The organism is Janibacter limosus, from assembly GCF_004295485.1.
Classification (GTDB): domain Bacteria; phylum Actinomycetota; class Actinomycetes; order Actinomycetales; family Dermatophilaceae; genus Janibacter; species Janibacter limosus_A.
Genome location: NZ_CP036164.1, coordinates 378110 through 399722, shown reverse-complemented (window position 1 = coordinate 399722; position 21613 = coordinate 378110). Strand labels below are relative to the sequence as shown.

The 21613-nt window shown below is 70.3% G+C and carries 21 protein-coding genes; 4 read left to right on the top strand and 17 right to left on the bottom strand.

Translation table 11 applies throughout. The annotated features are described in order from the left end of the window. Positions 1–23 precede the first annotated feature (23 nt). On the bottom strand, positions 24–908 hold the full coding sequence (locus tag EXU32_RS01960; protein ID WP_130628384.1) for a TatD family hydrolase: 885 nt from the start codon (positions 906–908) through the stop codon (positions 24–26). Beyond that, entirely contained in the window at positions 908–2704 is a 1797-nt protein-coding gene (metG, locus tag EXU32_RS01955) for a methionine--tRNA ligase (protein WP_130628383.1), read from the bottom strand. Before metG ends, EXU32_RS01960 begins: the two co-directional genes overlap by 1 nt. Before the next feature lie 92 nt (positions 2705–2796). Between metG and EXU32_RS01950 the strand changes: the two genes are divergently transcribed. Continuing rightward, on the top strand, positions 2797–3396 hold the full coding sequence (locus tag EXU32_RS01950) for a DUF4126 domain-containing protein (RefSeq protein ID WP_130628382.1): 600 nt from the start codon (positions 2797–2799) through the stop codon (positions 3394–3396). A 3-nt stretch (positions 3397–3399) separates the two neighbouring features. Here the strand turns inward: EXU32_RS01950 and EXU32_RS01945 are convergent, their stop codons facing one another. Then, the gene (locus tag EXU32_RS01945; protein ID WP_130628381.1) at positions 3400–3993 is read right to left on the bottom strand and encodes a TetR/AcrR family transcriptional regulator; all 594 of its coding nucleotides are present in this window, start codon (positions 3991–3993) and stop codon (positions 3400–3402) included. A gap of 132 nt (positions 3994–4125) precedes the next feature. Between EXU32_RS01945 and EXU32_RS01940 the strand changes: the two genes are divergently transcribed. Further along, entirely contained in the window at positions 4126–4308 is a 183-nt protein-coding gene (locus tag EXU32_RS01940; protein WP_130628380.1) for a hypothetical protein, read from the top strand. Positions 4309–4369: 61 nt separating this feature from the next. Continuing rightward, positions 4370–5140, top strand: coding sequence for a CPBP family intramembrane glutamic endopeptidase (locus EXU32_RS01935; RefSeq protein ID WP_130628379.1), 771 nt, complete (start codon positions 4370–4372; stop codon positions 5138–5140). A 41-nt stretch (positions 5141–5181) separates the two neighbouring features. On the opposite strand, the gene EXU32_RS01930 is transcribed toward EXU32_RS01935, so the two are convergent. The 4 genes from EXU32_RS01930 to EXU32_RS01915 are packed head-to-tail and all read right to left on the bottom strand — an operon-like array spanning position 5182 to position 9551. Continuing rightward, positions 5182–6042, bottom strand: a complete 861-nt coding sequence (locus EXU32_RS01930; RefSeq protein WP_130628378.1) for a hypothetical protein — start codon at positions 6040–6042, stop codon at positions 5182–5184. 37 nt (positions 6043–6079) lie between these two features. Next, positions 6080–6823: a succinate dehydrogenase/fumarate reductase iron-sulfur subunit gene (locus EXU32_RS01925; RefSeq protein ID WP_130628377.1), complete on the bottom strand. Its 744-nt coding sequence runs from the start codon at positions 6821–6823 to the stop codon at positions 6080–6082. A 2-nt stretch (positions 6824–6825) separates the two neighbouring features. After that, positions 6826–8820 carry a fumarate reductase/succinate dehydrogenase flavoprotein subunit gene (locus EXU32_RS01920; RefSeq protein WP_130628376.1) on the bottom strand — a complete coding sequence of 665 codons (1995 nt, stop codon included), beginning with the start codon at positions 8818–8820 and terminating at the stop codon, positions 6826–6828. A 17-nt stretch (positions 8821–8837) separates the two neighbouring features. Beyond that, the gene (locus EXU32_RS01915) at positions 8838–9551 is read right to left on the bottom strand and encodes a succinate dehydrogenase cytochrome b subunit (RefSeq protein ID WP_130628375.1); all 714 of its coding nucleotides are present in this window, start codon (positions 9549–9551) and stop codon (positions 8838–8840) included. A gap of 136 nt (positions 9552–9687) precedes the next feature. Between EXU32_RS01915 and EXU32_RS01910 the strand changes: the two genes are divergently transcribed. Next, positions 9688–10371, top strand: a complete 684-nt coding sequence (locus EXU32_RS01910) for a hypothetical protein (RefSeq protein ID WP_130628374.1) — start codon at positions 9688–9690, stop codon at positions 10369–10371. A gap of 475 nt (positions 10372–10846) precedes the next feature. Here the strand turns inward: EXU32_RS01910 and hemL are convergent, their stop codons facing one another. From hemL to EXU32_RS01860, 10 genes are all read right to left on the bottom strand, one after another. Continuing rightward, positions 10847–12178: a glutamate-1-semialdehyde 2,1-aminomutase gene (hemL, locus tag EXU32_RS01905; protein ID WP_130628373.1), complete on the bottom strand. Its 1332-nt coding sequence runs from the start codon at positions 12176–12178 to the stop codon at positions 10847–10849. 278 nt (positions 12179–12456) lie between these two features. Beyond that, positions 12457–12939, bottom strand: a complete 483-nt coding sequence (locus EXU32_RS01900; protein ID WP_130628372.1) for a MarR family winged helix-turn-helix transcriptional regulator — start codon at positions 12937–12939, stop codon at positions 12457–12459. Then, a complete protein-coding gene (gene hemB / locus EXU32_RS01895) occupies positions 12936–13940 on the bottom strand; it encodes a porphobilinogen synthase (RefSeq protein WP_242612853.1) in 1005 nt (334 codons plus the stop codon). Before hemB ends, EXU32_RS01900 begins: the two co-directional genes overlap by 4 nt. Then, positions 13937–15481, bottom strand: coding sequence for a uroporphyrinogen-III synthase (locus EXU32_RS01890; RefSeq protein WP_242612852.1), 1545 nt, complete (start codon positions 15479–15481; stop codon positions 13937–13939). Before EXU32_RS01890 ends, hemB begins: the two co-directional genes overlap by 4 nt. Positions 15482–15573: 92 nt before the next feature. Continuing rightward, entirely contained in the window at positions 15574–16533 is a 960-nt protein-coding gene (hemC, locus tag EXU32_RS01885) for a hydroxymethylbilane synthase (protein WP_130628370.1), read from the bottom strand. Then, positions 16530–17804 carry a glutamyl-tRNA reductase gene (locus EXU32_RS01880; protein ID WP_130628369.1) on the bottom strand — a complete coding sequence of 425 codons (1275 nt, stop codon included), beginning with the start codon at positions 17802–17804 and terminating at the stop codon, positions 16530–16532. Before EXU32_RS01880 ends, hemC begins: the two co-directional genes overlap by 4 nt. Next, the gene (locus tag EXU32_RS01875; protein WP_130628368.1) at positions 17804–18484 is read right to left on the bottom strand and encodes a redox-sensing transcriptional repressor Rex; all 681 of its coding nucleotides are present in this window, start codon (positions 18482–18484) and stop codon (positions 17804–17806) included. Before EXU32_RS01875 ends, EXU32_RS01880 begins: the two co-directional genes overlap by 1 nt. Before the next feature lie 123 nt (positions 18485–18607). Further along, positions 18608–18856 carry a glutaredoxin family protein gene (locus EXU32_RS01870; protein WP_347400286.1) on the bottom strand — a complete coding sequence of 83 codons (249 nt, stop codon included), beginning with the start codon at positions 18854–18856 and terminating at the stop codon, positions 18608–18610. 8 nt (positions 18857–18864) lie between these two features. Further along, positions 18865–20409, bottom strand: a complete 1545-nt coding sequence (locus tag EXU32_RS01865; protein ID WP_130628367.1) for a lysophospholipid acyltransferase family protein — start codon at positions 20407–20409, stop codon at positions 18865–18867. Next, positions 20409–21461 (bottom strand): NAD-dependent epimerase/dehydratase family protein, encoded by a 1053-nt coding sequence (locus tag EXU32_RS01860; RefSeq protein WP_130628366.1) that lies wholly within the window; start codon positions 21459–21461, stop codon positions 20409–20411. Before EXU32_RS01860 ends, EXU32_RS01865 begins: the two co-directional genes overlap by 1 nt. Positions 21462–21613: the final 152 nt, after the last annotated feature.

Sequence of the window (21613 nt, the reverse complement as noted above, 5' to 3'; positions counted from 1 at the left end):
CCCAGGCGGCCTGGTTGCCGCAACTATGAGGTGCGCCACGGACCGTAGACGCGCTCGCTGTTGTCCGAGATCGCCGTGCACATCGTCGCGACGTCGACACCGAGGGCTGCGGCCATGACCCGGACCGTGTGCGGCAGCAGGTAGGGGGCATTGGCGCGGCCCCGCTCGGGCGACGGGGTCAGGTAGGGCGCGTCGGTCTCGGCGAGCACCTGGTCGATCGGGGTGTGGGTCAGCGCCTCTCGCAACCCTGCCGCGCTCTTGAAGGTCACGGTCCCGGCGAAGGACAGCAGGTATCCCCGCTCGACGCACTCACGCGCCATCGCGAGGTCACCGCTGAAGCAGTGCAGGACCGTGGTCTGCGGGGCCCCCTCCTCGGCGAGCACTCGCAGGACGTCCTCGTGGCTGTCCCGGTCATGGATCTGCAGGGCCTTGCCGGTGCGCTTGGCCAGGTCGATGTGCCAGCGGAAGGACTCCTGCTGCACAGCGCGCCCCTCGGGTCCGGTGCGGAAGTAGTCGAGACCGGTCTCCCCGATGGCACGCACCCTCGGGTGCGCTGCGAGGCGCTCGATCTCGTCCCACGCCTCCTGGAGCCGGCCCGACTCCGCGAGATCAGGGATCTCGTTGGGGTGCAGCGCAACCGCGCCCAGCATGGACGGATGGCGCTCGACCTGGTCGACGGTGAACCGTGCGCTCTCGAGGTCGCACCCCACCTGCACGACCCGGTCGACCCCGACCGTGGCTGCCGTCGCGAGCGCGGCGGCCACGTCGGCCGTGGTCCGCTCGCCCTGCCCGTCAGGCGCGATGGCGTCCGGGATGTCGTGCCGCCGGATGTCGAGGTGGGTGTGGTTGTCGACGACGGCCAGAGGAAGGGGGTCCGGCCGTGCCGCGACGTCGTCTCGCCCGGCCATCAGTCGTCCGACATGGCCGCACGCTCCGTGGCGACGACCTCCTCGGGGTCGAGCTTGACGAAGACCGGGGTCGGCTTGGCGATCGGGCTGCCCACTGCCACAGGGCTGCTCGCCCAGTCGGGAGTGCCCGCGTAGTCACCGGTGATCACCGGGTAGCCCGGACCGCCGTCGAGGTCCTCCACCTCCTCGACCCGAGGCATCGGCATCAGGTCGCCGGTGCCGCCGAGCACGGCGTCGACCCGGTTGGCCGCGTGCGGGAGGAAGGGGGCCAGGAGCAGGTTGCAGTCGCTCGTCGCCTGCACGAGCGTGTGCAGGACCGTCGCGAGACGCTCGCGCTGGTCATCGCCCTTCAACCGGAAGGGCTCGGTGTCGGACACGTACTTGTTGACGTCGCCCACGACCCGCATCACCTCGGCGAGCGCCGCCTTGACCCGGTTGCGGGCGAGCAGCCCGCCGACCTCGTCGAAGGCCGCCGCGACCCTGGCGAGGACAGCGGAGTCGACCTCATCGAGGTCACCCGGCTGCGGGATCTCGCCGAAGTTCTTCGCCACCATCGACGCGGTGCGGTTGACGAGGTTGCCCCAGCCGGCGACGAGCTCGGAGTTGTTGCGCTGGACGAAGTCGGGCCACGTGAAGTCGGAGTCCTGGGTCTCCGGGCCGGCCGCGCAGATGTAGTAGCGCAGCGGGTCGGGGCCATAGGTCTCGAGCACGTGGCGCAGGCCGATGACGTGACCGCGGCTGGAGGAGAACTGCTTGGACTCCATCGTGAGGAACTCGCTGGCCACGACCTCGGTGGGGAGGTTGAGCTCACCGAGGGCCCCGGGCTGGCCTCCCTTCGCCCCCTTGCCGGAGTAGGCGAGCAGCTCGGCCGGCCAGATCTGGCTGTGGAAGGTGATGTTGTCCTTGCCCATGAAGTAGAAGGACTGCGCCTGCGGGTCGTTCCACCACTCGCGCCAGCGCTCGGCGTCGCCGGTGCGGCGGGCCCACTCGATGGACGCGGACAGGTAGCCGATGACCGCGTCGAACCACACGTAGAAGCGCTTGGTCGGGTACTTGTCGCCGTACTCGCCGGGAAGGGGGATGCCCCAGTCGATGTCGCGGGTCATCGCCCTCGGACGGATGTCGTCGAGGATGTTGAGGCTGAAGTTGATGACGTTGTGGCGCCAGGTGCCCGTCGCCTCACGGCCCTGCAGGTACTCGCGCAGCGCGTCGGCCAAGGCCGGCAGGTCGAGGAAGAAGTGCTCGGTCTCGCCGAACTGCGGGGTAGCCCCGTCGATCTTGCTGCGCGGGTCCAGCAGGTCAGTCGGCTCGAGCTGGTTGCCGCAGTTGTCGCACTGGTCACCGCGGGCATCCTCGTAGCCGCAGATCGGGCAGGTGCCCTCGATGTAGCGGTCGGGCAGGGTGCGTCCGGTGCGAGGGTCGAGCGCGACCTGCTGGGTCTGCTCGATGAAGTAGCCGTTGGCCAGGCACTGCTCGAAGAGGTCCTGCACGACCCGGTAGTGGTTGCGCGACGTCGTGCGCGTGTAGAGGTCGTAGGAGCACCCGAGGTCGACGAGCTCCTGCGCGATGATGCGGTGGTTGCGGTCGGCGAACTCGTGCGCCGAGATGCCCTCCTTGTCGGCCTGCACCAGGATCGGCGTGCCGTGCTCGTCCGACCCGCTGACGACGAGCACGTCGTGACCCGCCATGCGCATGTACCGGCTGAAGACGTCCGAGGGAACCCCGATCCCGGCGACGTGACCGAGGTGACGAGGGCCGTTGGCATACGGCCAGGCAACAGCGGAGAGAACCTTCATGCCGATCATCCTAGGTTCCCGGCACCCCCGATCCATCGGCGCTAGCCTGCGAGGGCACGCGGGGGCGACCCGCGCCGTCGAGAGGTGAGCCGATGATCGCTGCACTGACCGGGATGGGGCTGAGTGCCGCCGCGGGGCTCAACGCCTACATCCCCTTCCTGCTCGTGGCCCTGCTCGCCCGGTTCAGCGACATCGTCGTGCTCCCGACGGGGTTGGAGTGGATGGACTCGTGGTGGGCGATCGGTGTCGGAGCGCTCCTGCTCGTCACCGAGCTCACCCTCGACAAGATCCCCGCCGTCGACAGCATCAACGACGCCGTGCAGACCTTCATCCGCCCCAGCATGGGTGGACTCATGGGCGCCGCGACCGCCGGCGCGAGCACGCTCGACGGCTCGACGTGGATGCAGGAGCACGCCTGGGTTGGCGTCCTGCTCGGCGTGGTGGTCTCGGGGCTCGTGCACACCGGCAAGGCCGCGGCGCGGCCGGTCGTCAACGCAGGGACACTCGGCCTGGGAGCGCCCGTGGTCTCCACCGCTGAGGACGGCGCCTCGGTGGGCATCGCGCTCGTGGCGGTCTTCCTGCCGGTCCTCGTCGTCCTCGTGCTCATCGTCCTCGCGGCGATGCTCATCAAGGTCTTCACCCTCCATGCCGGACTCCGCCGGCGTCGCAGCCGCGGTCGGGTCGCGACCTGACGCTCAGCCCACGGTGGGGACGAAGGCGGTGATGATCCGCTTGCCGACCTCGCGGACATAGGCCTCGCGCTCCGCCGTCGGCTTCGCCAGCGCACTGGCCAGCACGCCCTCCATCGCCGCGATGATGGCCTGCGCAGACGTCTGCACGTCACCGACCCCCGCTCGAACGAGGATCTGGCCGACGATCCCCTCGATGCGCAGACGAGCCGGCTCCAATGCCTCGGCGACCTCGGGCTGACGCATCGCCTCCTGCGCCAGCTCGGCCTTGGCGAGCAGCGCCTCCGGCTCGCGCAGCCATCCGGCGAAGAGGTCCAAGGCGTGCTCGACGACCGTGGCAACCGGCTCCCCGGCCTGCTGCTCGCCCGCCAGCTCCTCGACGCTGTCGATGAGCCCGGCAGCGATGAACTCCGCGAGTGCCGACACCAGCGCCAGACGGGTGCGCAGGTATCCCGACGTCGAGCCCTGCGACAGGCCGGCCTCGGCGTCGACCGCGCGATGGGTCAGGCCTCGCATGCCACCGGCCGCGACGACCTTGGTCGCCGACTCGAGGATCAGGCGCATCCGCGGCGACAGGGTGGCGCTCTCGTGCGTACTCATCACGGCCACGCTACCGCGCGCCGGGCCCGTCGATGCGGGCCCACACGAATCGGTCAGCGTCGAGTTGACGAGGATCTTCTACGTGTGTAGATTCATCACTGTCTTCAACATATGCAGAAAGGAATGCACGTCATGAGCATCGCAACCGTTTCCGGCTTCCTCACCGCCGCCCTCACCCTCGTGGGCATCGCCCTGGCCGTCCTCGTCGTCTCGGTGGGCATCGCCGCCTTCCAGTTCTTCAGCGAGAACCGTCGCGTGCGTGTCGCGCGTCGCGAGCCGCTCTTCGCGTACTACAGCCACCTCGCCTTCAGCTGACATCACCGGGGAGGGTCCCTCCGCGAGCCGGCGACACCCCAAGCGGATCTAGGCTGAGGCCATGTCCGCCGCTCCGGAAGTCCTCACCCGCCGGACTGCACTGACCGAGTCACTGCTCGTCCTCGGCGTGTCCTTGGGCGCGTCCGCCCTGTGGTCGGCCCTGTCGCTCGCGCGCAAGCTGACCACCCAGGGCGGCCTCTCCGGCCAGGTCACCGCGATGAACCAGTCGGTGACACCCGACCGGCCCTGGCTCGACCTGACCCATCAGCTCGTCGGCATCGGTCTGGCCCTCATCCCCGCCGTGCTGGCACTGCACCTGCTCGCCCGACAGCACCCGCACCCCCTTCGCCTCATCGGCCTCGACCGGAGCGCGCCCGTCCGCGACCTCGTCCAGGGACTCGCGCTGGCCGCCACCATCGGCATCCCCGGCCTCGGGCTCTACCTCGCCGCACGGGCCCTCGACCTCAACACCACGATCGCCGCCTCAGACCTGTCGGCTGCCTGGTGGACCATCCCGGTGCTCATCCTCGCCGCGGGGCAAAATGCCCTCCTCGAGGAGGTCATCATGCTCGGGTACCTCTTCACCCGGTGGCGTGAGGCCGGCTGGTCGCCCGTGGCCATCGTCGTCGTCAGCGCGCTCGTGCGCGGCAGCTACCACCTCTACCAAGGCCTCGGTGGGTTCGTCGGCAATGTCGCGATGGGGCTGCTCCTGGGAGCCGTCTACCTGCGCGTGCGACGCGTCGCGCCGATGTTCATCGCGCACTGGGTCATCGACGTCATCGCCTTCGTCGGCTATGCGCTGCTGGCCACCCGGTTGGCCTGGCTCGGCTGAGCCCACCTCGCGGCTGAGGAGCTCCACGCCCTCCCGGCCGATCAGAAGCTGCCGATGAACCCGTCGAGGGAGGTGGCCTTGGCGGGACGCTTCCAGTCCTCGCGGCTGCTCCCCCACTTCGTGTACCGCAGCACCGAGCGTTGCGCGCCCTCGCCATAGCTCAGCCGGATCGGGGCCGGTTTGCCGGGCTCGGTCGAGACCCACAGGATCCGCTCGCCCGCGGAGGCCGCGTCCGCCTTGCGGATCGCCACCCGGTAGGTCTCCTGCCCGTCGAGCCGGTCAAAGCTCGCCGGGCTCTGCTTGGCGTCGTAGGGGGTGAGGGACTTGCCGTAGAAGGTCTGCTGGAGCAGTGTCTGCGGGCGGTAGGCGTCGATGGGCGAGTTGTCGAAGGGCACCTGGACCCAGACACCCGTGCGCTTGCGCAAGGGGCTGTCGCGGGGTGCGTCCATCGCGTCCAGCCACGCCTTGTCGGCCTTGAGGTAGTGGTCGGTCCCCACCGCGAGCGTCGCCAGCGTGCCACCGCCGGGGGCGGACAAGGTGGTGCGGGAGATGCCGGCCTTCTTCGACGTCGAGAGCAGCCCGCCGGTGGAGCCCTCGGCCCGGATCGTGATGGTCAGCTTGTGCTCGGGGTCGTAGACCGTGCCCGAGATCGTCACATTGTTGATCGCCGCCATGTAGGCGCGTGACTCCGTGAGGACGCTGCTGCCGCTCGGTGGGTTCCTGGTCGTCACGCTGCTCGTCGTCGACGACGCCGTGGACCCGCTCGTCGTGGTCGTCGTCAGGGGCACCTGGCTCGTCGGCGACGGTTGGTCCTCGCCACCGGCGAGGAGGCTGCAGCCGCTCGACGACGCGACCACGGCGCCGGCCAGCAGGATGCTGGCGAGGCGCCGTGGTCGTCTCACGCGTGGGCTGATGAGGCAGTCCTCGTCGTGCCGGGTCTCAGGACCCGCTGCGGGCGGCCCTGCGCAGGTCCGCGTTGAGCGTGCTGATCACGTCGAGCGGGATCTCCTTGGGGCACGCCGCGGAGCACTCACCGATGTTGGTGCAGCCGCCGAAGCCCTCGAGGTCGTGCGTCTCGAGCATCTTGACGACGCGACCGTTGCGCTCCGGCTGACCCTGCGGCAGCTCACCCAGGTGGGTGACCTTGGCGCCGAGGAAGAGCATGCCCGAGGCATTGGGGCAGGCCGCGACACAGGCGCCGCAGCCGATGCACTTGGCGGAGTCGAAGGCCCGGTCGGCCTTCTCCTTGGGCACAGGCACCGCGTGCGCCTCGGGGGCGGCACCGGTGTTGACGGAGACATAGCCACCGGACTGGATGATCCGGTCGAAGGCGCTGCGGTCGACGATCAGGTCCCGGATGATCGGGAAGGCGTTGGCCCGCCACGGCTCGACCGTGATGGTCTCTCCGTCACGGAAGGAGCGCATGTGCAGCTGACAGCTGGTGGTGCGCTCCGGGCCGTGTGCCTGGCCGGAGATCATCAGGCCGCACATGCCGCAGATGCCCTCGCGGCAGTCGCTGTCGAAGGCGATCGGCTCGGTGCCCTCGGCGATGAGCTGCTCGTTGAGGACGTCGAGCATCTCCAGGAAGGACATGTCCGCAGAGATGTCCTTGACCGGGTAGGTGACGAGTTCGCCCTTCGCCGTGGGTCCGGCCTGGCGCCAGATCTTGAGGGTCAGATTCATGCTCACTTGTAGCTCCGCTGCTTCAGCTCGATGAACTTGTAGTTCAGGTCTTCCTTGTGCAGGACAGGTGCTCCGTCGCCGCCGAACTCCCAGGCCGCGACGTACGCGAACTCGTCGTCGTGGCGCAGCGCCTCGCCGTCCTCGGTCACGGACTCGGCGCGGAAGTGGCCGCCGCAGGACTCGCGGCGGTTCAGCGCGTCGATGCACATGAGCTCACCGAGCTCGAGGAAGTCGGCGACGCGGCCGGCCTTCTCGAGGCTCTGGTTGAGCGAGTCCGCGGTGCCGAGCACCCGGACATTGCTCCAGAACTCGTCCTTGAGCTCCCGGACGAGGGCGATGCCCTTGCGCAGGCCCTCGTCGGTGCGCTCCATGCCGCAGTACTCCCACATGATGTGGCCGAGCTCGCGGTGGAAGGAGTCGACACTGCGCTCACCGTTGATCGACAGGAACTTCTCGATCCGGTCGGTGACCGCGGTCTTGGCCTCGACGACTGCCGGGTGGTCCTCGGCGATCTTGTCGAAGGGACCCTTGGCCAGGTAGTCGCGGATGGTGTTGGGCAGGACGAAGTAGCCGTCCGCCAGGCACTGCATCAGCGAGGAGGCGCCCAGGCGGTTGGCGCCGTGGTCGGAGAAGTTGGACTCGCCGATCGAGAAGAGGCCCTCGACCGAGGTCTGCAGGTCGTAGTCGACCCACAGGCCGCCCATCGTGTAGTGCACGGCCGGGTAGATGCGCATCGGCACCTCGTAGGGGTTCTCACCCGTGATCCGGGCGTACATGTCGAAGAGGTTGCCGTACTTCTCCTCGACCGCGGCCTGACCCAGACGCTCGATCGCGGCAGCGAAGTCGAGGTAGACACCGCGACGCATCTGGCGCTTGTTGCCGTCGGCGTCGACCTCGTCGACGAGCGGGCCGACGCCGCGGCCCTCGTCGCACATGTTCTTGGCCTGGCGGGAGGCGATGTCACGGGGCACGAGGTTGCCGAAGGCGGGGTAGATCCGCTCCAGGTAGTAGTCGCGGTCCTCGGGGGCGATCTGCCGCGGGTCCTTGTCGCAGTCCTCGGCCCGCTTGGGCACCCAGATGCGACCGTCGTTGCGCAGCGACTCCGACATCAGCGTCAGCTTCGACTGGTGGTCACCGGAGACCGGGATGCACGTGGGGTGGATCTGCGTGTAGCACGGGTTGGCGAAGTACGCGCCCTTGCGGTGGGCCCGCCACGCGGCGGTGACGTTGCAGCCCATCGCGTTGGTCGAGAGGAAGAAGACGTTGCCGTAGCCACCGCTGGCGAGCACGACGACGTCGGCCAGGTGCGTCTCGATCTCACCGGTGACCATGTCACGGGCGATGATGCCGCGGGCGACACCGTCGACGATGACGACCTCGAGCATCTCGTGGCGGCTGAACTCGGTCACCGTGCCCTTGGCGACCTGGCGCTCCATGGCCTGGTAGGCGCCGATGAGCAGCTGCTGGCCGGTCTGGCCCGCGGCGTAGAAGGTGCGCGCGACCTGGACACCACCGAAGGAGCGGTTGTCGAGCAGGCCGCCGTACTCGCGGGCGAAGGGGACACCCTGTGCGACGCACTGGTCGATGATGTTGCTGCTGACCTGGGCCAGCCGGTAGACGTTGGACTCGCGGCTGCGGTAGTCGCCGCCCTTGACCGTGTCGTAGAAGAGGCGGTAGACGGAGTCGCCGTCGTCGTTGTAGTTCTTCGCGGCGTTGATCCCGCCCTGGGCGGCGATCGAGTGCGCGCGACGGGCGCTGTCCTGGTAGAAGAAGCTCTTGACGTTGTAGCCGGCCTCTCCCATCGTCGCGGCGGCCGAGGCGCCGGCCAGGCCGGTGCCGACGATGATGACGTCGAGCTTGCGACGGTTGGACGGGTTGACCAGCGCGGAGTCGAACTGGTGCTGCGTCCACATCGTGTTGATGTCGGCGACGTCGGGCGCCTTGGTGTCGACGACGGGCTCGCCGACGGAGAAGTACTCGCTGAGGGTGTCAGTCATGGTGTGGAGGCTCCTGCTCAGAGACTGTCGATGAAGATGTAGACCGGCGGGATCAGGAACCCGACCACGATCACCGCAGCAAGGACGGCTCCGATCGCACGAGCGCGTGCGCGGGCCGTGGCGGTGTTGTTCAGACCCATCGTCTGCGAGGCGCTGTAGACGCCGTGGTAGAGGTGCATGCCGAGCGCCACCATGGCGATCACGTAGATGAGCAGGACCCACCACATCGCGAAGGCCGCGCTGAGCATCACGTAGGGCGACTCCTTGATCGCGGCCGAGTCAGCCGCCCCGTAGAGGTTGGGCTTGACGATCGTGAACTGGATCAGGTGGAAGATCACGAAGACGAAGAGGGCGAGCCCACCCCAGCGCATGGTGCGCGAGGCGAGCGTCGAGCCGATGTTCTTCTTCACCTGGTACTTGACCGGCCGCGCCGCGTTGTTGCGGGCGATGAGCCGCAGTGCGGCGTAGACGTGCCCGACGATCGCGAGGATCAGCACGATCCTCACGGTCCACAGGAGACCGCCGTACGGGAGCATCGGCTCACCGAAGGTGCGCAGGTGGTGCGCATACGTGTCATAGGCTTCCTGACCGGCCAGGGCCTTGAGGTTGCCGTACATGTGCAGCAGCACATACAGGATGAAGATGACGCCGGTGCCTGCCATGAGGAGCTTGAGCCCGATGGAAGACGACGCCACCCCCTTCTTCTTCGCGGGGAGGGTCGTAGTAGCCACGGGCTCAAGGTACCGCCTTGTGAGCGGGCACACGGTACCGGGTGCGCCTGCCGCCGTGTGACATTGCTCCGGTTACCCTCACGTAATAGACAACACATCAGTCCCGAAAATCCGGGCCGGTGAGTGGAGGAGCCCCATGGACACCACCTCCGAGACGATCGTCTCGGCGACCACACCCCGCGGCGAGATCGCATTGCGCGTGCGTCCCGACCCCTCCGGGTCGGGGGTCGTGCACGAGCTCGTCGTCGCGGGGGTCTTCGCCATGGACAGCCTGGACCCCTCGACCGAGGTGGCCCTGGCGCAGGAGGCCCTCGCTCGCGTCGACTCTCCTGACCGCGTCCTCGTCGGCGGGCTCGGGCTGGGCTTCACCACCTGGCAGGTGCTCAAGGACAAGCGGGTGCGGCACGTCGACGTGGTGGAGATCGAGGAGGACCTCGTGGCGTGGGCCCGCCTGGCGCTCGCCCCGACCCTCGGCCTCGTGGCCCGCCACCCCCGCGTCACGATCCACGCCGGCGACGTCGACCGCGTGCTGCACGGCGAGTCCGACCCCGCTGGACCGTGGGACCTTGTGCTCCTCGACGTCGACAACGGCCCGAGCTTCCTCGTCCACGAGGGCAACGAGCGCCTCTACCGCGCCGATGCCCTGCGCGCCGCCCTGTCGCGGCTCGCCCCCGGCGGGGTGCTCGCGATCTGGGCCGCCCAGCGCGAGCCCGCGCTTCTGGACACGCTCGAGTCCCTCTCCCCCACCGACGAGGTGCTCCTCGAGGTCGAGCGCGAAGGGCGGCGCCTCGAGTACGCCCTCTACCTCGCCCGCGCCTGACCGCTCGTCCGGCTGGGAATCTCGTTCGGCCGCCCCCACGGGTGGGTCGGCGCGCGCCGGAGTCCCTTCGTTCTCGAGATCACTGACCTTGTCGTATCGGACTTCGGTTTGATGCGCGCCGACCCACCCACGGCGTCCGCCTACGCCACGTCACCTCCGTGCGTGCCTGGCGTCGTTGTGCACGGTTGGCCGACGCTCTCGCGTCAGCCAACCGTGCAGTTCGACGCCACCCCTCGACATCGACGCCGGGCTGGGTCACCTGGGGGACGAAGGGGGAAGGCTGGCGTGGGCGCATCGGCGCGACTCAAGGAAAAGGCCGGGCTGGGTCACTTGGGGGACGAAGGGGGAGGCCGGGAAGGGTGGGTCCGCGCGACTCAAGCCGAAGTCGAGAACGACACCTGGCTCGGACGATGACGAAGGACTTCGGCCCGCGCGGACCCACCCTTCCGGGCCGACCTCCACGGCCGGCAACCGGTCAGGCCGAGGCAGACGCCTTGGCCGCAGCAGGAAGCGCGGCGCGGATCGTGTCGAGCGCGCTCTCGTCGAGGGCGTCGGAGACGAACCAGACCTCGAAGGCGCTGGGCGGCAGGTGGACCCCGGCCTCGAGCATCGCGTGGAAGAACCGACCGTAGGCCTGCGTGTCCTGGGCCTGCGCGTCGGCGAAGGAGCGCACCTGCCCGTCCCGGAAGAAGATGGAGAACATCGAGCCGGCCCACTGCACCCGGTGGGCGACACCCTCGGCGGACAGCGCGGCGGACGCTGCGTCGGCGATGGTGCGGGCGGTCGACTCCAGCCGCGGGTAGAGCCCCTCGGTGCACCCGCGCAGGGTGGCCAGGCCGGCGGCCGTCGCGACGGGGTTACCCGAGAGGGTGCCCGCCTGGTAGACGGGTCCCTCGGGGGCGAGGTTGGCCATGAGGTCGGCGCGGCCACCGAAGGCCGCAGCCGGGAAGCCACCGCCCATGACCTTGCCGAAGGTGAAGAGGTCGGGTGCGCCGCCGGCGTAGCCACCCGGGTGGGCACCCGTGGGGCCGGTCTCGAGGCCGTACCAGCCCGAGCGGCTGGCGCGGAAGCCGGTCATCACCTCGTCGCTGATGAGCAGGGCACCGTGCGCTGCCGTGACGCGACGCAGGCCCTCGGTGAATCCCGGCTCCGGCGGGACGACCCCCATGTTGCCCGGGGCCGCCTCGGTGATGACCGCGGCGATCTCCTCGCCGCGCACGGCGAAGAGCTCCTCGACGGCGGCGAGGTCGTTGTAGGGCAGGACGATCGTCTCGCCCGCGGCCGATGCCGGCACTCCGGCCGAGTCAGGCAGCGCGAAGGTCGCGACACCCGAGCCGGCCTGCGCGAGAAGGGCATCGACGTGCCCGTGGTAGCAGCCGGCGAACTTCACGACGACCGAGCGGCCGGTCGCACCGCGGGCGAGGCGAAGGGCGGACATGGTCGCCTCCGTGCCGGAGGAGACCAGACGCACCTGCTCCAGCGGCTCGACCCGGTCGACGATCTCGGCGGCGAGCAGCACCTCGTTCTCGCTCGGTGTGCCGAAGGAGAATCCCTTGGCCGCGGCTGCGGTCACCGCGTCGAGCACGTCGGGGTGGGCGTGGCCGAGGATCATCGGCCCCCAGGAGGAGACCAGGTCGACGTAGCGGTTGCCGTCGACGTCGGTGAGCCAGGCTCCCTTCGCGCTGTCGATGAAGCGCGGGACCCCACCGACCCCACCGAAGGCGCGCACCGGCGAGTTGACCCCACCGGGGATGACCGTACGGGCGCGGTCGAAGAGGGCCTGCGAACCAGTCGTCGAGAGCGTCATGCCCTCAGTCTCCCAAACGAGCTGGCCGCTCCCCGAGGGGGTGCAGCGGTCCCCCTGGAGGTCGCGCGCAGCCACGTGCGCATTTCCTTAAGGTCGTACGCACCCACTGCGCATCTCCTTGAGGTCGTGCGCATTTCCTTGAGGTCGTGCGCATTTCCTTGAGGTCGTGCGCATTTCCTTGAGGTCGTCGCATCCATGTGCGCATTTCCTTAAGGTCGTGCGCATTTCCTTGAGGTCGTCGCATCCATGTGCGCATTTCCTTAAGGAGATGCGGTGCCTCAGTCGTCGAGACCGATCTCGTGGTGCGTCGGCGCCATCCCGTCGCGCAGCACTGCCATCGCGACTCCCAGCGCCTCGAACTGCTCGGGCGTCAGGGCGTCGACGAGGTGCCGGCGGACGGACTCCACGTGCACCCGCGACAGCTCGGCGAGCGCCTCGCGTCCGGCGTCGGTCAGGGAGATCTCGACCCCGCGACCGTCATCGCTGGAGCGGCAGCGCTCGACCCAGCCGCGCTTCTCCAGCCGGGAGGCCGTGTGCGTCACGCGGGAGCGCGACTGGATGATGTCGTCGGCGAGCCGGGACATCCGGGTGCGCTGGTCCGGTGACTCCGAGAGCATCGAGAGCAGCTCGTACTCGGTGAGCTGGATGTTGAGGGGCGACAGGTCGTCGGCGAGCGCGCGCTCGAGCAGGCGTGACCCCCGCAGGTAGGCGCGCCAGTGCTCCTGCTCGCGGGCGCTCAGCCAGGCCGTCTCCTCGCTCACAACCGCCCCGCGACCTCGAGCGCGAAATAGGTGAGGACGATCTGCGCACCGGCCCGCTTGATGTGCAGCAGCGACTCGAAGACGGCCGCTTCCCGGTCGATCCAGCCGCGCTCGGCGGCGGCGACGATCTGGGCGTACTCCCCCGAGATTTGGTACGCCGCGACAGGGACGGGTGAGATCTCGGCGGCTGCCGCGACGATGTCCAGGTGCGGCTGCGCGGGCTTGACCATGATGATGTCGGCGCCCTCGGCGAGGTCCAGCTCGATCTCGCGCAGGGACTCGGTCGCGTTGGCCGGGTCCTGCTGGTAGGTCGCGCGGTCACCGCTCAGGGAGGACTGGACGGCCTCGCGGAAGGGCCCGTAGAGCGCCGAGGTGTACTTCGCGGCGTAGGCCAGGACGAGCGTGTCGGTGTACCCGGCGTCGTCGAGGGCGGCGCGGACGTGGGCGACCTGGCCGTCCATCATCCCGGACAGCCCGAGCACGTGAGCGCCTGCGGCCGCCTGGGCCAGGGCCATGTCGGCGTACCGCGCGAGGGTCGCGTCGTTGTCGACGACGATGCTCCCGTCCAGTGCCGTCGTCAGCACCCCGCAGTGACCGTGGTCGGTGAACTCGTCGAGGCACAGGTCGGTCATGACGACGAGCCGGTCCCCGACCGCGTCGACGACGGCCCGGGTCGCGACGTTGAGGATCCCCTCGGGGTCGTCGGCGCCGGAGCCGCGGGCGTCCTTGGCCTGCGGTACCCCGAAGAGCATGATCCCGCCGATGCCCGCGTCGACGCAGGCCCGCGCCTCGTCGACGAGCGAGTCGACGGTGTGCTGCACGACGCCCGGCATCGAGGAGATGTCGACGGGCGCGTCGATGCCCTCACGGACGAAGACCGGCAGGACCAGGTCCGCCGGGTGCAGCCGGGTCTGCGCGACCAGACGACGAAGGGGGATGCTCCCCCGCAGTCGTCGCGGCCGGATCGCCAGCCCAGCCGGACGAGAAGCGGCGGGGCTCACCCCTTCGCCTTGCGCCGGGTGGACGACTTCTTGCGACGCTCGCTCGGACGGGTGACCTCTTCACCGGCCTCGTGGGCCGCTGCGGCCAGCTCGCGGCCGTGGGTCGCGAGGGCCTCGACGAGGCTCTCGCCGGTCGCCTCGGGAGCCATGACGTCGACCCGCAGACCGGCCTCCTCGGCCGTCTTGACGGTCGCCGGGCCGATGCAGGCGATGATCGTGGACGGGTGCGGCTTGCCGGCGATGCCGACGAGGTTGCGCACCGTGGAGGACGAGGTGAAGACGACCGCGTCGAAGGCGCCCTGCTTGATGGCGTCGCGCACGGGTGCCGGCGGCGGGGTGGCCCGCACGGTGCGGTAGGCCGTCACGTCGTCGACCTGCCAGCCCATCTCCTGCAGCCCGGCGACGAGGGTGTCGGTGGCGATGTCGGCTCGCGGCAGGAAGACCCGGTCCATCGGGTCGAGGACCTCGTCGTAGGGAGGCCACTCCTCGAGCAGGCCCTTGGCCGACATCTCGCCCGTGGGCACGAGGTCGGGCTCCAGGCCCCAATCGCGCAGGGCATCGGCGGTCACGCCACCGACGGCAGCGATCTTCAGCCCCGAGAAGGCACGGGCGTCGAGGCCGAACTCCTGGAACTTCTCCCGGATGGCCTTGACGGCGTTGACCGACGTGAAGCCGATCCACTGGTAGCGGCCGGTGACCAGACCGCGCACGGCCCGCTCGACGGCCTGGGGGGTGCGGGGCGGCTCGACGCTGATCGTCGGGACGACCTGGCTCGTCGCACCGTGGCCGAGCAGCTGCTTGGTCATCGGTCCGGCCTGGTCCTTGGTGCGAGGGATCAGCACGCGCCAGCCGTACAGCGGCTTGGTCTCGAACCACGAGAGGCTCTCGCGCAGGCCGACGGTCGAGCCGATGACGGCCAGGGTCGGCACCTCGAGGCCGACGATCGCCCGGGCCGCCTCCTCGAGGGTGGTCTGCCGGGTCGTCTGGTGGGTGGTCGTGCCACCACGCGTGAGGGCGACGGGGGTGTCCGCCGCGCGTCCTGCGGCGAGCAGGTCGGTGAAGGCCTGACCCAGGTGCTCGGGCAGGCCGAGCAGCACGAGCGTGACGTCGTCGCCGATCGACGCGGACAGGTCGGTCCGCTTGCCGCCTGCGACGCTCACGACGTGCAGCGCACCGGTCGAGCGCGAGGTGAGCGGGACGCCGGCGTAGGCGGGGACCGCGCTGACCGCGGAGACGCCCGGCACGATGTCGAAGTCGATGCCCGCCTTGACGAGGGCCTGCGCCTCCTCGGCGAGGCCGTTGAAGGTGGCCGGGTCGCCGTCCATGAGTCGCACGACGAGGCCGGACTTGTGCGCCTTGGCCGTCTTGACGACGAGGCGGGCGCGCATGGCGTGCGTCAGCTGCTGGCCGTGCTCGCCGTGGCTGGCGTCGACGACGTCGACGCCCTCGCTCGTCATCGAGGCGACGATGTCCTCGTTGGTCAGCTGGTCGGTGATGACCGCGTCCGCCCGACCGAGCAGGTCGACCGCGGCAACGGTCATCAGTGAGACGTCACCCGGTCCAGCGCCGACGAAGGCGACACGCGCCGGTCGGCGGGAGGCGGCGGAGGGGGTTGCGGCAGAGCGCTGGGGGGTCACTGGACATGCTCCGAAGCGGTCGAGGGGTGGGTGGCTTGCAGGTCGGCGAGCTCTGGGGCGCCGTCGGCGACGAGGGTGCGGGCGAGACGACGACCGAGGTCCTCTGCCTCGGCCATCGGGCCGGTGATGGACCGGCGCAGATCTGCGGAGCCGTCGGTCGCAGTGACCACGGCCCGGAGGGAGATGACGAGGCCGTCGACGTCGTCGACGATCTCGGCGAGGGCGCCGATGGGGGCGGCACACCCGGCTTCGAGCTCCGCGAGGACACCGCGCTCGGCGGTGACGGCGGCGCGGGTGTCCTCGTGGTCGAGTAGGTGAAGGGCGGCGAGCACCTGCTCGTCACCCTCACGGCACTCGACGGCCAGGGCGCCCTGCCCGGGAGCGGGCAGCATCTGGATCGGCTCGAGCAGCTCGGTGATCTGCTCGCGCAGACCGAGGCGGGTCAGGCCGGCGGAGGCGAGCACGACGGCGTCGAGCTGGCCCTCGTCGGAGCCGACCATGGCCAAGCGGGTGCCGAGGTTGCCGCGGATGTCGCGGAACTCCAGACCAAGGCCGAGGGCCGCGAGCTGCGCGCGGCGGCGAGGCGAGCCGGTCCCGATGACCGCACCCTCGCCGAGCTCACCCAGGGTGAGGCCGTCGCGGGCGCACAGGGCATCACGCGGGTCGACCCGGGCGGGGATCGCGGCGACGACCAGCCCCGGGGCCGGGGCGGTCGGCAGGTCCTTGAGCGAGTGCACGGCGAGGTCGATCTCACCGGCGTGCATCGCCTCGCGCAGGGCGGTGGCGAAGACGCCGGTGCCGCCCATGCTCGCGAGCGACGCGCGGTTGGTGTCGCCTTCGGTGACGATCTCCACCAGCTCGACCTCGTGGCCGGCCGCCCGCAGCGCGTCGGCGACGTGACCCGACTGGGTCATGGCCAGGGCCGAGCGACGGGTTCCGAGACGAAGGGAGGTCACAGGGCACCTCCTTCGGCGTGGAGGTCGAAGAGCTGGTGCAGCGCGTCCTCGTACTCGCCGAAGCGGCCATCGCTGGCCAGCTCCTTGGCGCGGACGGTGGGCGCGTGCAGCAGCTTCTCGACGATGCGGTGCACGGCGCGGTCGACCTCCGCGCGGTCGCTCTCGCTCATCCCGGGCGTGCGCTGACCCAGCCGGGCCAGCTCGCGCTCGACGACCTGCTGGGCGGCGCTGCGCAGGGCGCGCACGGTGGGGCCTGCGATGCTGGCCGCGCGCTGGCCCAGGTGCTTGGTCACGGCGTCGCCGACGATCGTGCGGGCCTCCTCGACCTCGGGGACCGAGCCCCCGGGCCCGAGTCGGTCGCCCAGCTCGGCGAGCCCCAGACGGGTGACCTCGCTGAGGTCGGCCACCTCGTGCGCGATGTCGTGGGGCAGCGCGAGGTCGATGAAGGCCTGCGGGAGCCCGCCGCGCGCGACCTGGGCGTCGGCGACGTCGGGCAGCGTGATCGCCAACCCGGTGGACCCGGTGCAGGAGATGACGACGTCGGCGTCGGCGAGTGCCTGCGCGAGCTCGTGGGCCGGGCGGGCTCGCGCCCCCAGGCGCTCGGCGAGGGAGACGCCGCGCTCGTGCGTCCGGTTGACGACGGTCAGCTCGGCGACCCCTCGGCGGATCGCGCTGGTCGCGGCGAGGGCGCTCATCGCGCCCGCCCCCACGACGAGGACGTGTGCGCCGGCCAGCGCGCCGACGTGCTCCTCGGCGGCGTCGAGGCCCTCGCCCACGAGCGAGCGGGAGACCTCGTCGATGGCGGTCTCGGAGTGCACCCGCTTGCCGGTGCGCAGCGCCTGCTGGACGAGGGCGTTGAGGTTGGTCCCGACGTGGCCCTCGCTCTGCCCGCGGCCGAGGGCATCACGCAGCTGACCCAGGATCTGGGACTCGCCGACCGCCATCGAGTCGAGCCCGGCCGCGACATTGAAGACGTGGGCCACCGCGGCGTCGCCGTAGTGCAGGTCCAGGTGTGCCTTGAGGTCGTCCTGGGTGATGTCCGTGGCCTGCGTCAGCGCCGCGGTGAGGTCGGCGACCGCGCCGTGGAAGGCGGTGACCTCGGCATAGATCTCGGTGCGGTTGCAGGTCGCGACGACCAGGTGCTCGCTGATGTCGGGGCTGGCCGTCGCCGCCTCGATGATCTGCGACAGGCTCGTCTCGTCGAGCGCTGCCCGCTCCAGGACGGAGATCGGGGCACGGCGGTGGTTGAGGCCGAAGGCGAGGAGACTCATCAGCCGATCTCCTCCAGCAGGTCGTCGGACACGGCACCGGAGCGTTGCTGCTCGTGGAAGGCAAGGATCTGCAGCTCGGTGGACAGATCGACCTTGCGCATGTGGACCCCTTCGGGAACCTGGATCGCGGTGGCAGCGAAGTTGAGGATGGAGGTGACGCCGGCGGCGGAGAGCAGGTCCGCGACGTCCTGGGCCGAGGCAGCCGGGGTGGCGATGACACCGATGCAGGCCTCACCGGGCGTCACGACGGCGGTCAGCGCGTCCATCGGCTGGATCGTCAGCTCGTCGAGCCGCTCACCGGCCAGCGCACGGTCGCGGTCGAGGAGCGCCACGACCTTGAAGCCCTTGGTCGCGAACCCGCCGTACGAGGCCAGCGCGCGGCCGAGGTTGCCCATGCCGACGATGACGACGGGCCAGTCGTGGGTCAGGCCGAGGGCGCGTGAGATCTGGTAGGTCAGGTGGGCCACGTCGTAGCCGACGCCGCGCACACCGTAGGAGCCGAGGTGGCTGAGGTCCTTGCGCAGCTTGGCCGAGCTGACCCCGGCGCTGTGCGCGAGCTCCTCGGAGGAGACGGAGAGCACGTCCTGGGCGGTGAGCTGACCCAGCGCCCGCAGGTATCCGGGGAGTCGGGCAACCGTCGCGTCGGGGATGTCGCGCTTGGCGGCCTGATCGACGGACACGGCTTGGCTCGGGCTCCTCTCCCGGTCCAGGGGCGAACGCCACCTGAGGACCGAACACCACGAGATTACGCTCTTGTGAACAAATGCACAAAGTCGCGCACGGTCCGTGGACACGCGGCCCGGTCACTGCTGCAGCGCCGCGCGCAACCGCCCTTCGTCCACCCGCCAGTAGTCGTGCTGGCGCCCGTCGACGAAGGTGACCGGCACCTCGTCGGTGTACCGGGACAGCTCGGGGTCGGCGTCGATGTCGACCTCGGCGAAGCTGTCACCGGTCTGCGCCACGACCCGCTCGATGACCTCGCGGGCCACGTCGCACAGGTGGCAGCCCTCGCGGCCGACCATGACGACGCGGGCAGCAGGAAGGGGGCTCACCGCGCCTCCTAGAAGAAGACCGAGCGCCGCGTCACCAGGACCGAGTACAAGGTCTGCTGGATCGTCTCGCGCACCTGGTCGGTGATCTCGAAGACGAGCATCGGGTCCTCGGCTGCGTCCGGGCCGAGGGACGCGGTGTCGATGGGCTCACCGAACTCGATGATCCACTTGCTCGGCAGCGGGATCAGGCCCAGCGGGCCGAGCAGCGGGAAGAAGGGCGTGATCGGGGCATAGGGCGCGCCGAGCAGGCGGGCCACCGTCTTCATGTTGCCGATCATCGGGTAGACCTCCTCGGCCCCGACGACGGAGCACGGGATGATCGGGACCTCGGCCTTGATCGCCGCCGAGACGAAGCCGCCACGACCGAAGCGCTGCAGCTTGTAGCGCTCCCGGAAGGGCTTGCCGACACCCTTGAAGCCCTCGGGCCACACGCCGACGAGCTCGCCGCCCCGCATGAGCCGGTCCGCGTCCGCCGCGGACGCGAGGGTCGCACCCGTCTTGCGCGCGAAGTCGCCCACGACCGGCAGCTGGAAGACGAGGTCGGCACCGAGCATGCGCAGGAAGCGCCGCTGCGGGTGGGCGTCGTGGATGGCCAGCTGGGTCATGATCGAGTCGATCGCGACCGTGCCCGAGTGGTTGGACACGAGCAGGGCCCCGGTGTCGGCCGGGATGTTCTCGATCCCGCGCACCTCGATGCGGAACCACTTGTCCTTCAGCAGCCGCAGCACCGGGAAGACGGTGTGGATGGTGAAGTCCTCGTCGAAGCCGAAGTCGTCGACCGCGTAGTCGCCCTTGACCCGCCGCTGGAGGAAGTGGAGGGTCTCGGTGAACCGGCGCTCCCAGCCCTCCCCCGCTGCCGCGCCCGCGGCGTGGCCCAGGGTGCGTGAGGTCATCTGACCGGCGGACAGCAGCACCGACAGCAGCTCGGCCAGACCCGGCACGACGGCCTGTCCGCTCTCGGGGGTGCCCTGCGACGACGACAGGTCCGCGGGGCGGGCGGCGGGCGCCGGACGAGCAGCGGAGTCCGTCCGTCGGGTGGGGGGCCGGCGTCGGGTCGAGCTCTTGGCCGGCGCGGTGCGCCGGGCCGCCGGGGGCGACCCGTCGGGGCCGGGAACCACGGTGAGCGTGGGCTTGCGCGACGTGCTCGACGCCCGGGTGGACGACGTCTTGGACCGTGCGGTGGCACCCGAGCGCGTGGGCGCCTGGGCCGAGGGACCGGTGAGAAGGGGGGTGCTGCGCCGACGGGCGCGCTCGCCGCCGGCCCGGTCGGCTGCCGCGGAGACCGCGCTGGGCCGGGCTGCCTTCGCGGCGGGCGCCTTGCGAGCGGGGGCCGTCGTGGAGGCCTTCTTCGCAGCCGCCTTCTTGGCCGGTGCCTTGCGGGCGGTCGGCGTCTTCGCAGTCGCCTTCTTCGCAGTCGCCTTCTTCGCAGTCGCCTTCTTGGCCGGCGTCTTCTTGGCCGGCGTCTTGGTGGCCGTCCTCGAGGCCGTGGCCTTGCTCGCCCCGGGCTTCTTGGTCGCGGACGTGGTGCTGGTGGCGCGGGTGCTGTCGGCCATCACTTCTCACTCTCGGGGGTGGGCGTCACGGCCCGCAGCGCGGCCTCGGCGGCCTGCACGGCCGACCATCCGGGCTGGGCGAAGGGCAACCGGTCGAAGACCCTCCCCTTCGTCGCGCGGGCGTAGTCCTCGTAGGCGGCGCGCGTCGTGTAGGCCGGCTCGAAGCCGAGGTCCTCGCGCATGCGGGTGGTGTCCAGCCCGCGACCGAAGCTCAGCAGGTCGAGCTGGTCGGAGCCGATGTCGATGAGTCCGAACCTCTTGGCCAGGTCGGTGACGCTGCCGGTGGCCATCCGCGGGACGAGCACGAAGGGGCGCCCGGCGAGGTTGGCCGCCTGGCTGGCGGTGATGATCCCGTCACCGGCGACGTTGACCGCGCCCAGTCCGGGCAGCTCGATGGCGCGCACGAGCGCGGCCACGCAGTCGTCCTCGTGGACGAACTGGAGACGGGCGTCGTAGCCGAAGGGGATGGGGATGACCGGCAGGCTGAAGTGGTCGGTGAAGGCGGTGCGGATCCGCGGGCCGATGACGTTGGCAAAGCGCAGGGTGGTGATCTCGATGTCGGGACGTCTGCGGGAGAGCCCACGGACATAGCCCTCGACCTCGACGCTGTCACGGGCCCAGCCCGAGCTGGGCATCTTCTTCGCCGACATGTCCTCGGTGAACATCGCCGGGTCCCGCGGGCTCGACCCGTAGACGCCGGCGGTCGACTTCACGACCAGCTTGGTGACCGACTCGGCTCGCTGGCACGCGGCCAGGAGCTGCATCGTCCCGATGACGTTGACCTCTTTTTGCGTGGCCCGCCCGCCACCAGCCCGCGGGGTCGCGACGACGCCCATGTGCACGACGGTGTCGACGTCGTTGCCCGAGATGATCCGGCCGATGAGGGGGCTGCGGATGTCGGCCCGCATGAACTCCGCGCGGCCGATCCCGTGCCGCGGGGGCACGACGTCGACGCCGATGATCCGGCCCACGGAGTCGTCACGGCTCAGGCGGCGCGCGAAGGCACCGCCGAGATGACGGGAGACCCCTGCGACGAGAACGGTCTCGGGCACCGGAACACCTTCCTTGGGGACTGACGACCACAGGTCATGGACTGGGCCGCAGCCTAGTCTCGCGACGACCTCGGCGGGAGGGGCAAGGGGCCGCCAGGGGCGATGAGAGACAGGGATCACCCGACGGCGGGGGACGACGAAGGGGGCCCGTC

What these genes read in the sequence shown, in the direction of transcription:
- EXU32_RS01880 (WP_130628369.1), bottom strand. Translation starts at nt 17,804, where the DNA reads ATGAGTCTCCTCGCCTTCGGCCTCAACCACCGCCGTGCCCCGATCTCC.
- EXU32_RS01935 (WP_130628379.1), top strand. Translation starts at nt 4,370, where the DNA reads ATGTCCGCCGCTCCGGAAGTCCTCACCCGCCGGACTGCACTGACCGAG.
- EXU32_RS01925 (WP_130628377.1), bottom strand. Translation starts at nt 6,823, where the DNA reads ATGAATCTGACCCTCAAGATCTGGCGCCAGGCCGGACCCACGGCGAAG.
- EXU32_RS01960 (WP_130628384.1), bottom strand. Translation starts at nt 908, where the DNA reads ATGGCCGGGCGAGACGACGTCGCGGCACGGCCGGACCCCCTTCCTCTG.
- EXU32_RS01920 (WP_130628376.1), bottom strand. Translation starts at nt 8,820, where the DNA reads ATGACTGACACCCTCAGCGAGTACTTCTCCGTCGGCGAGCCCGTCGTC.
- hemL (WP_130628373.1), bottom strand. Translation starts at nt 12,178, where the DNA reads ATGACGCTCTCGACGACTGGTTCGCAGGCCCTCTTCGACCGCGCCCGT.
- EXU32_RS01950 (WP_130628382.1), top strand. Translation starts at nt 2,797, where the DNA reads ATGATCGCTGCACTGACCGGGATGGGGCTGAGTGCCGCCGCGGGGCTC.
- EXU32_RS01940 (WP_130628380.1), top strand. Translation starts at nt 4,126, where the DNA reads ATGAGCATCGCAACCGTTTCCGGCTTCCTCACCGCCGCCCTCACCCTC.
- EXU32_RS01945 (WP_130628381.1), bottom strand. Translation starts at nt 3,993, where the DNA reads ATGAGTACGCACGAGAGCGCCACCCTGTCGCCGCGGATGCGCCTGATC.
- metG (WP_130628383.1), bottom strand. Translation starts at nt 2,704, where the DNA reads ATGAAGGTTCTCTCCGCTGTTGCCTGGCCGTATGCCAACGGCCCTCGT.
- EXU32_RS01890 (WP_242612852.1), bottom strand. Translation starts at nt 15,481, where the DNA reads ATGACCGTTGCCGCGGTCGACCTGCTCGGTCGGGCGGACGCGGTCATC.
- EXU32_RS01910 (WP_130628374.1), top strand. Translation starts at nt 9,688, where the DNA reads ATGGACACCACCTCCGAGACGATCGTCTCGGCGACCACACCCCGCGGC.
- EXU32_RS01865 (WP_130628367.1), bottom strand. Translation starts at nt 20,409, where the DNA reads ATGGCCGACAGCACCCGCGCCACCAGCACCACGTCCGCGACCAAGAAG.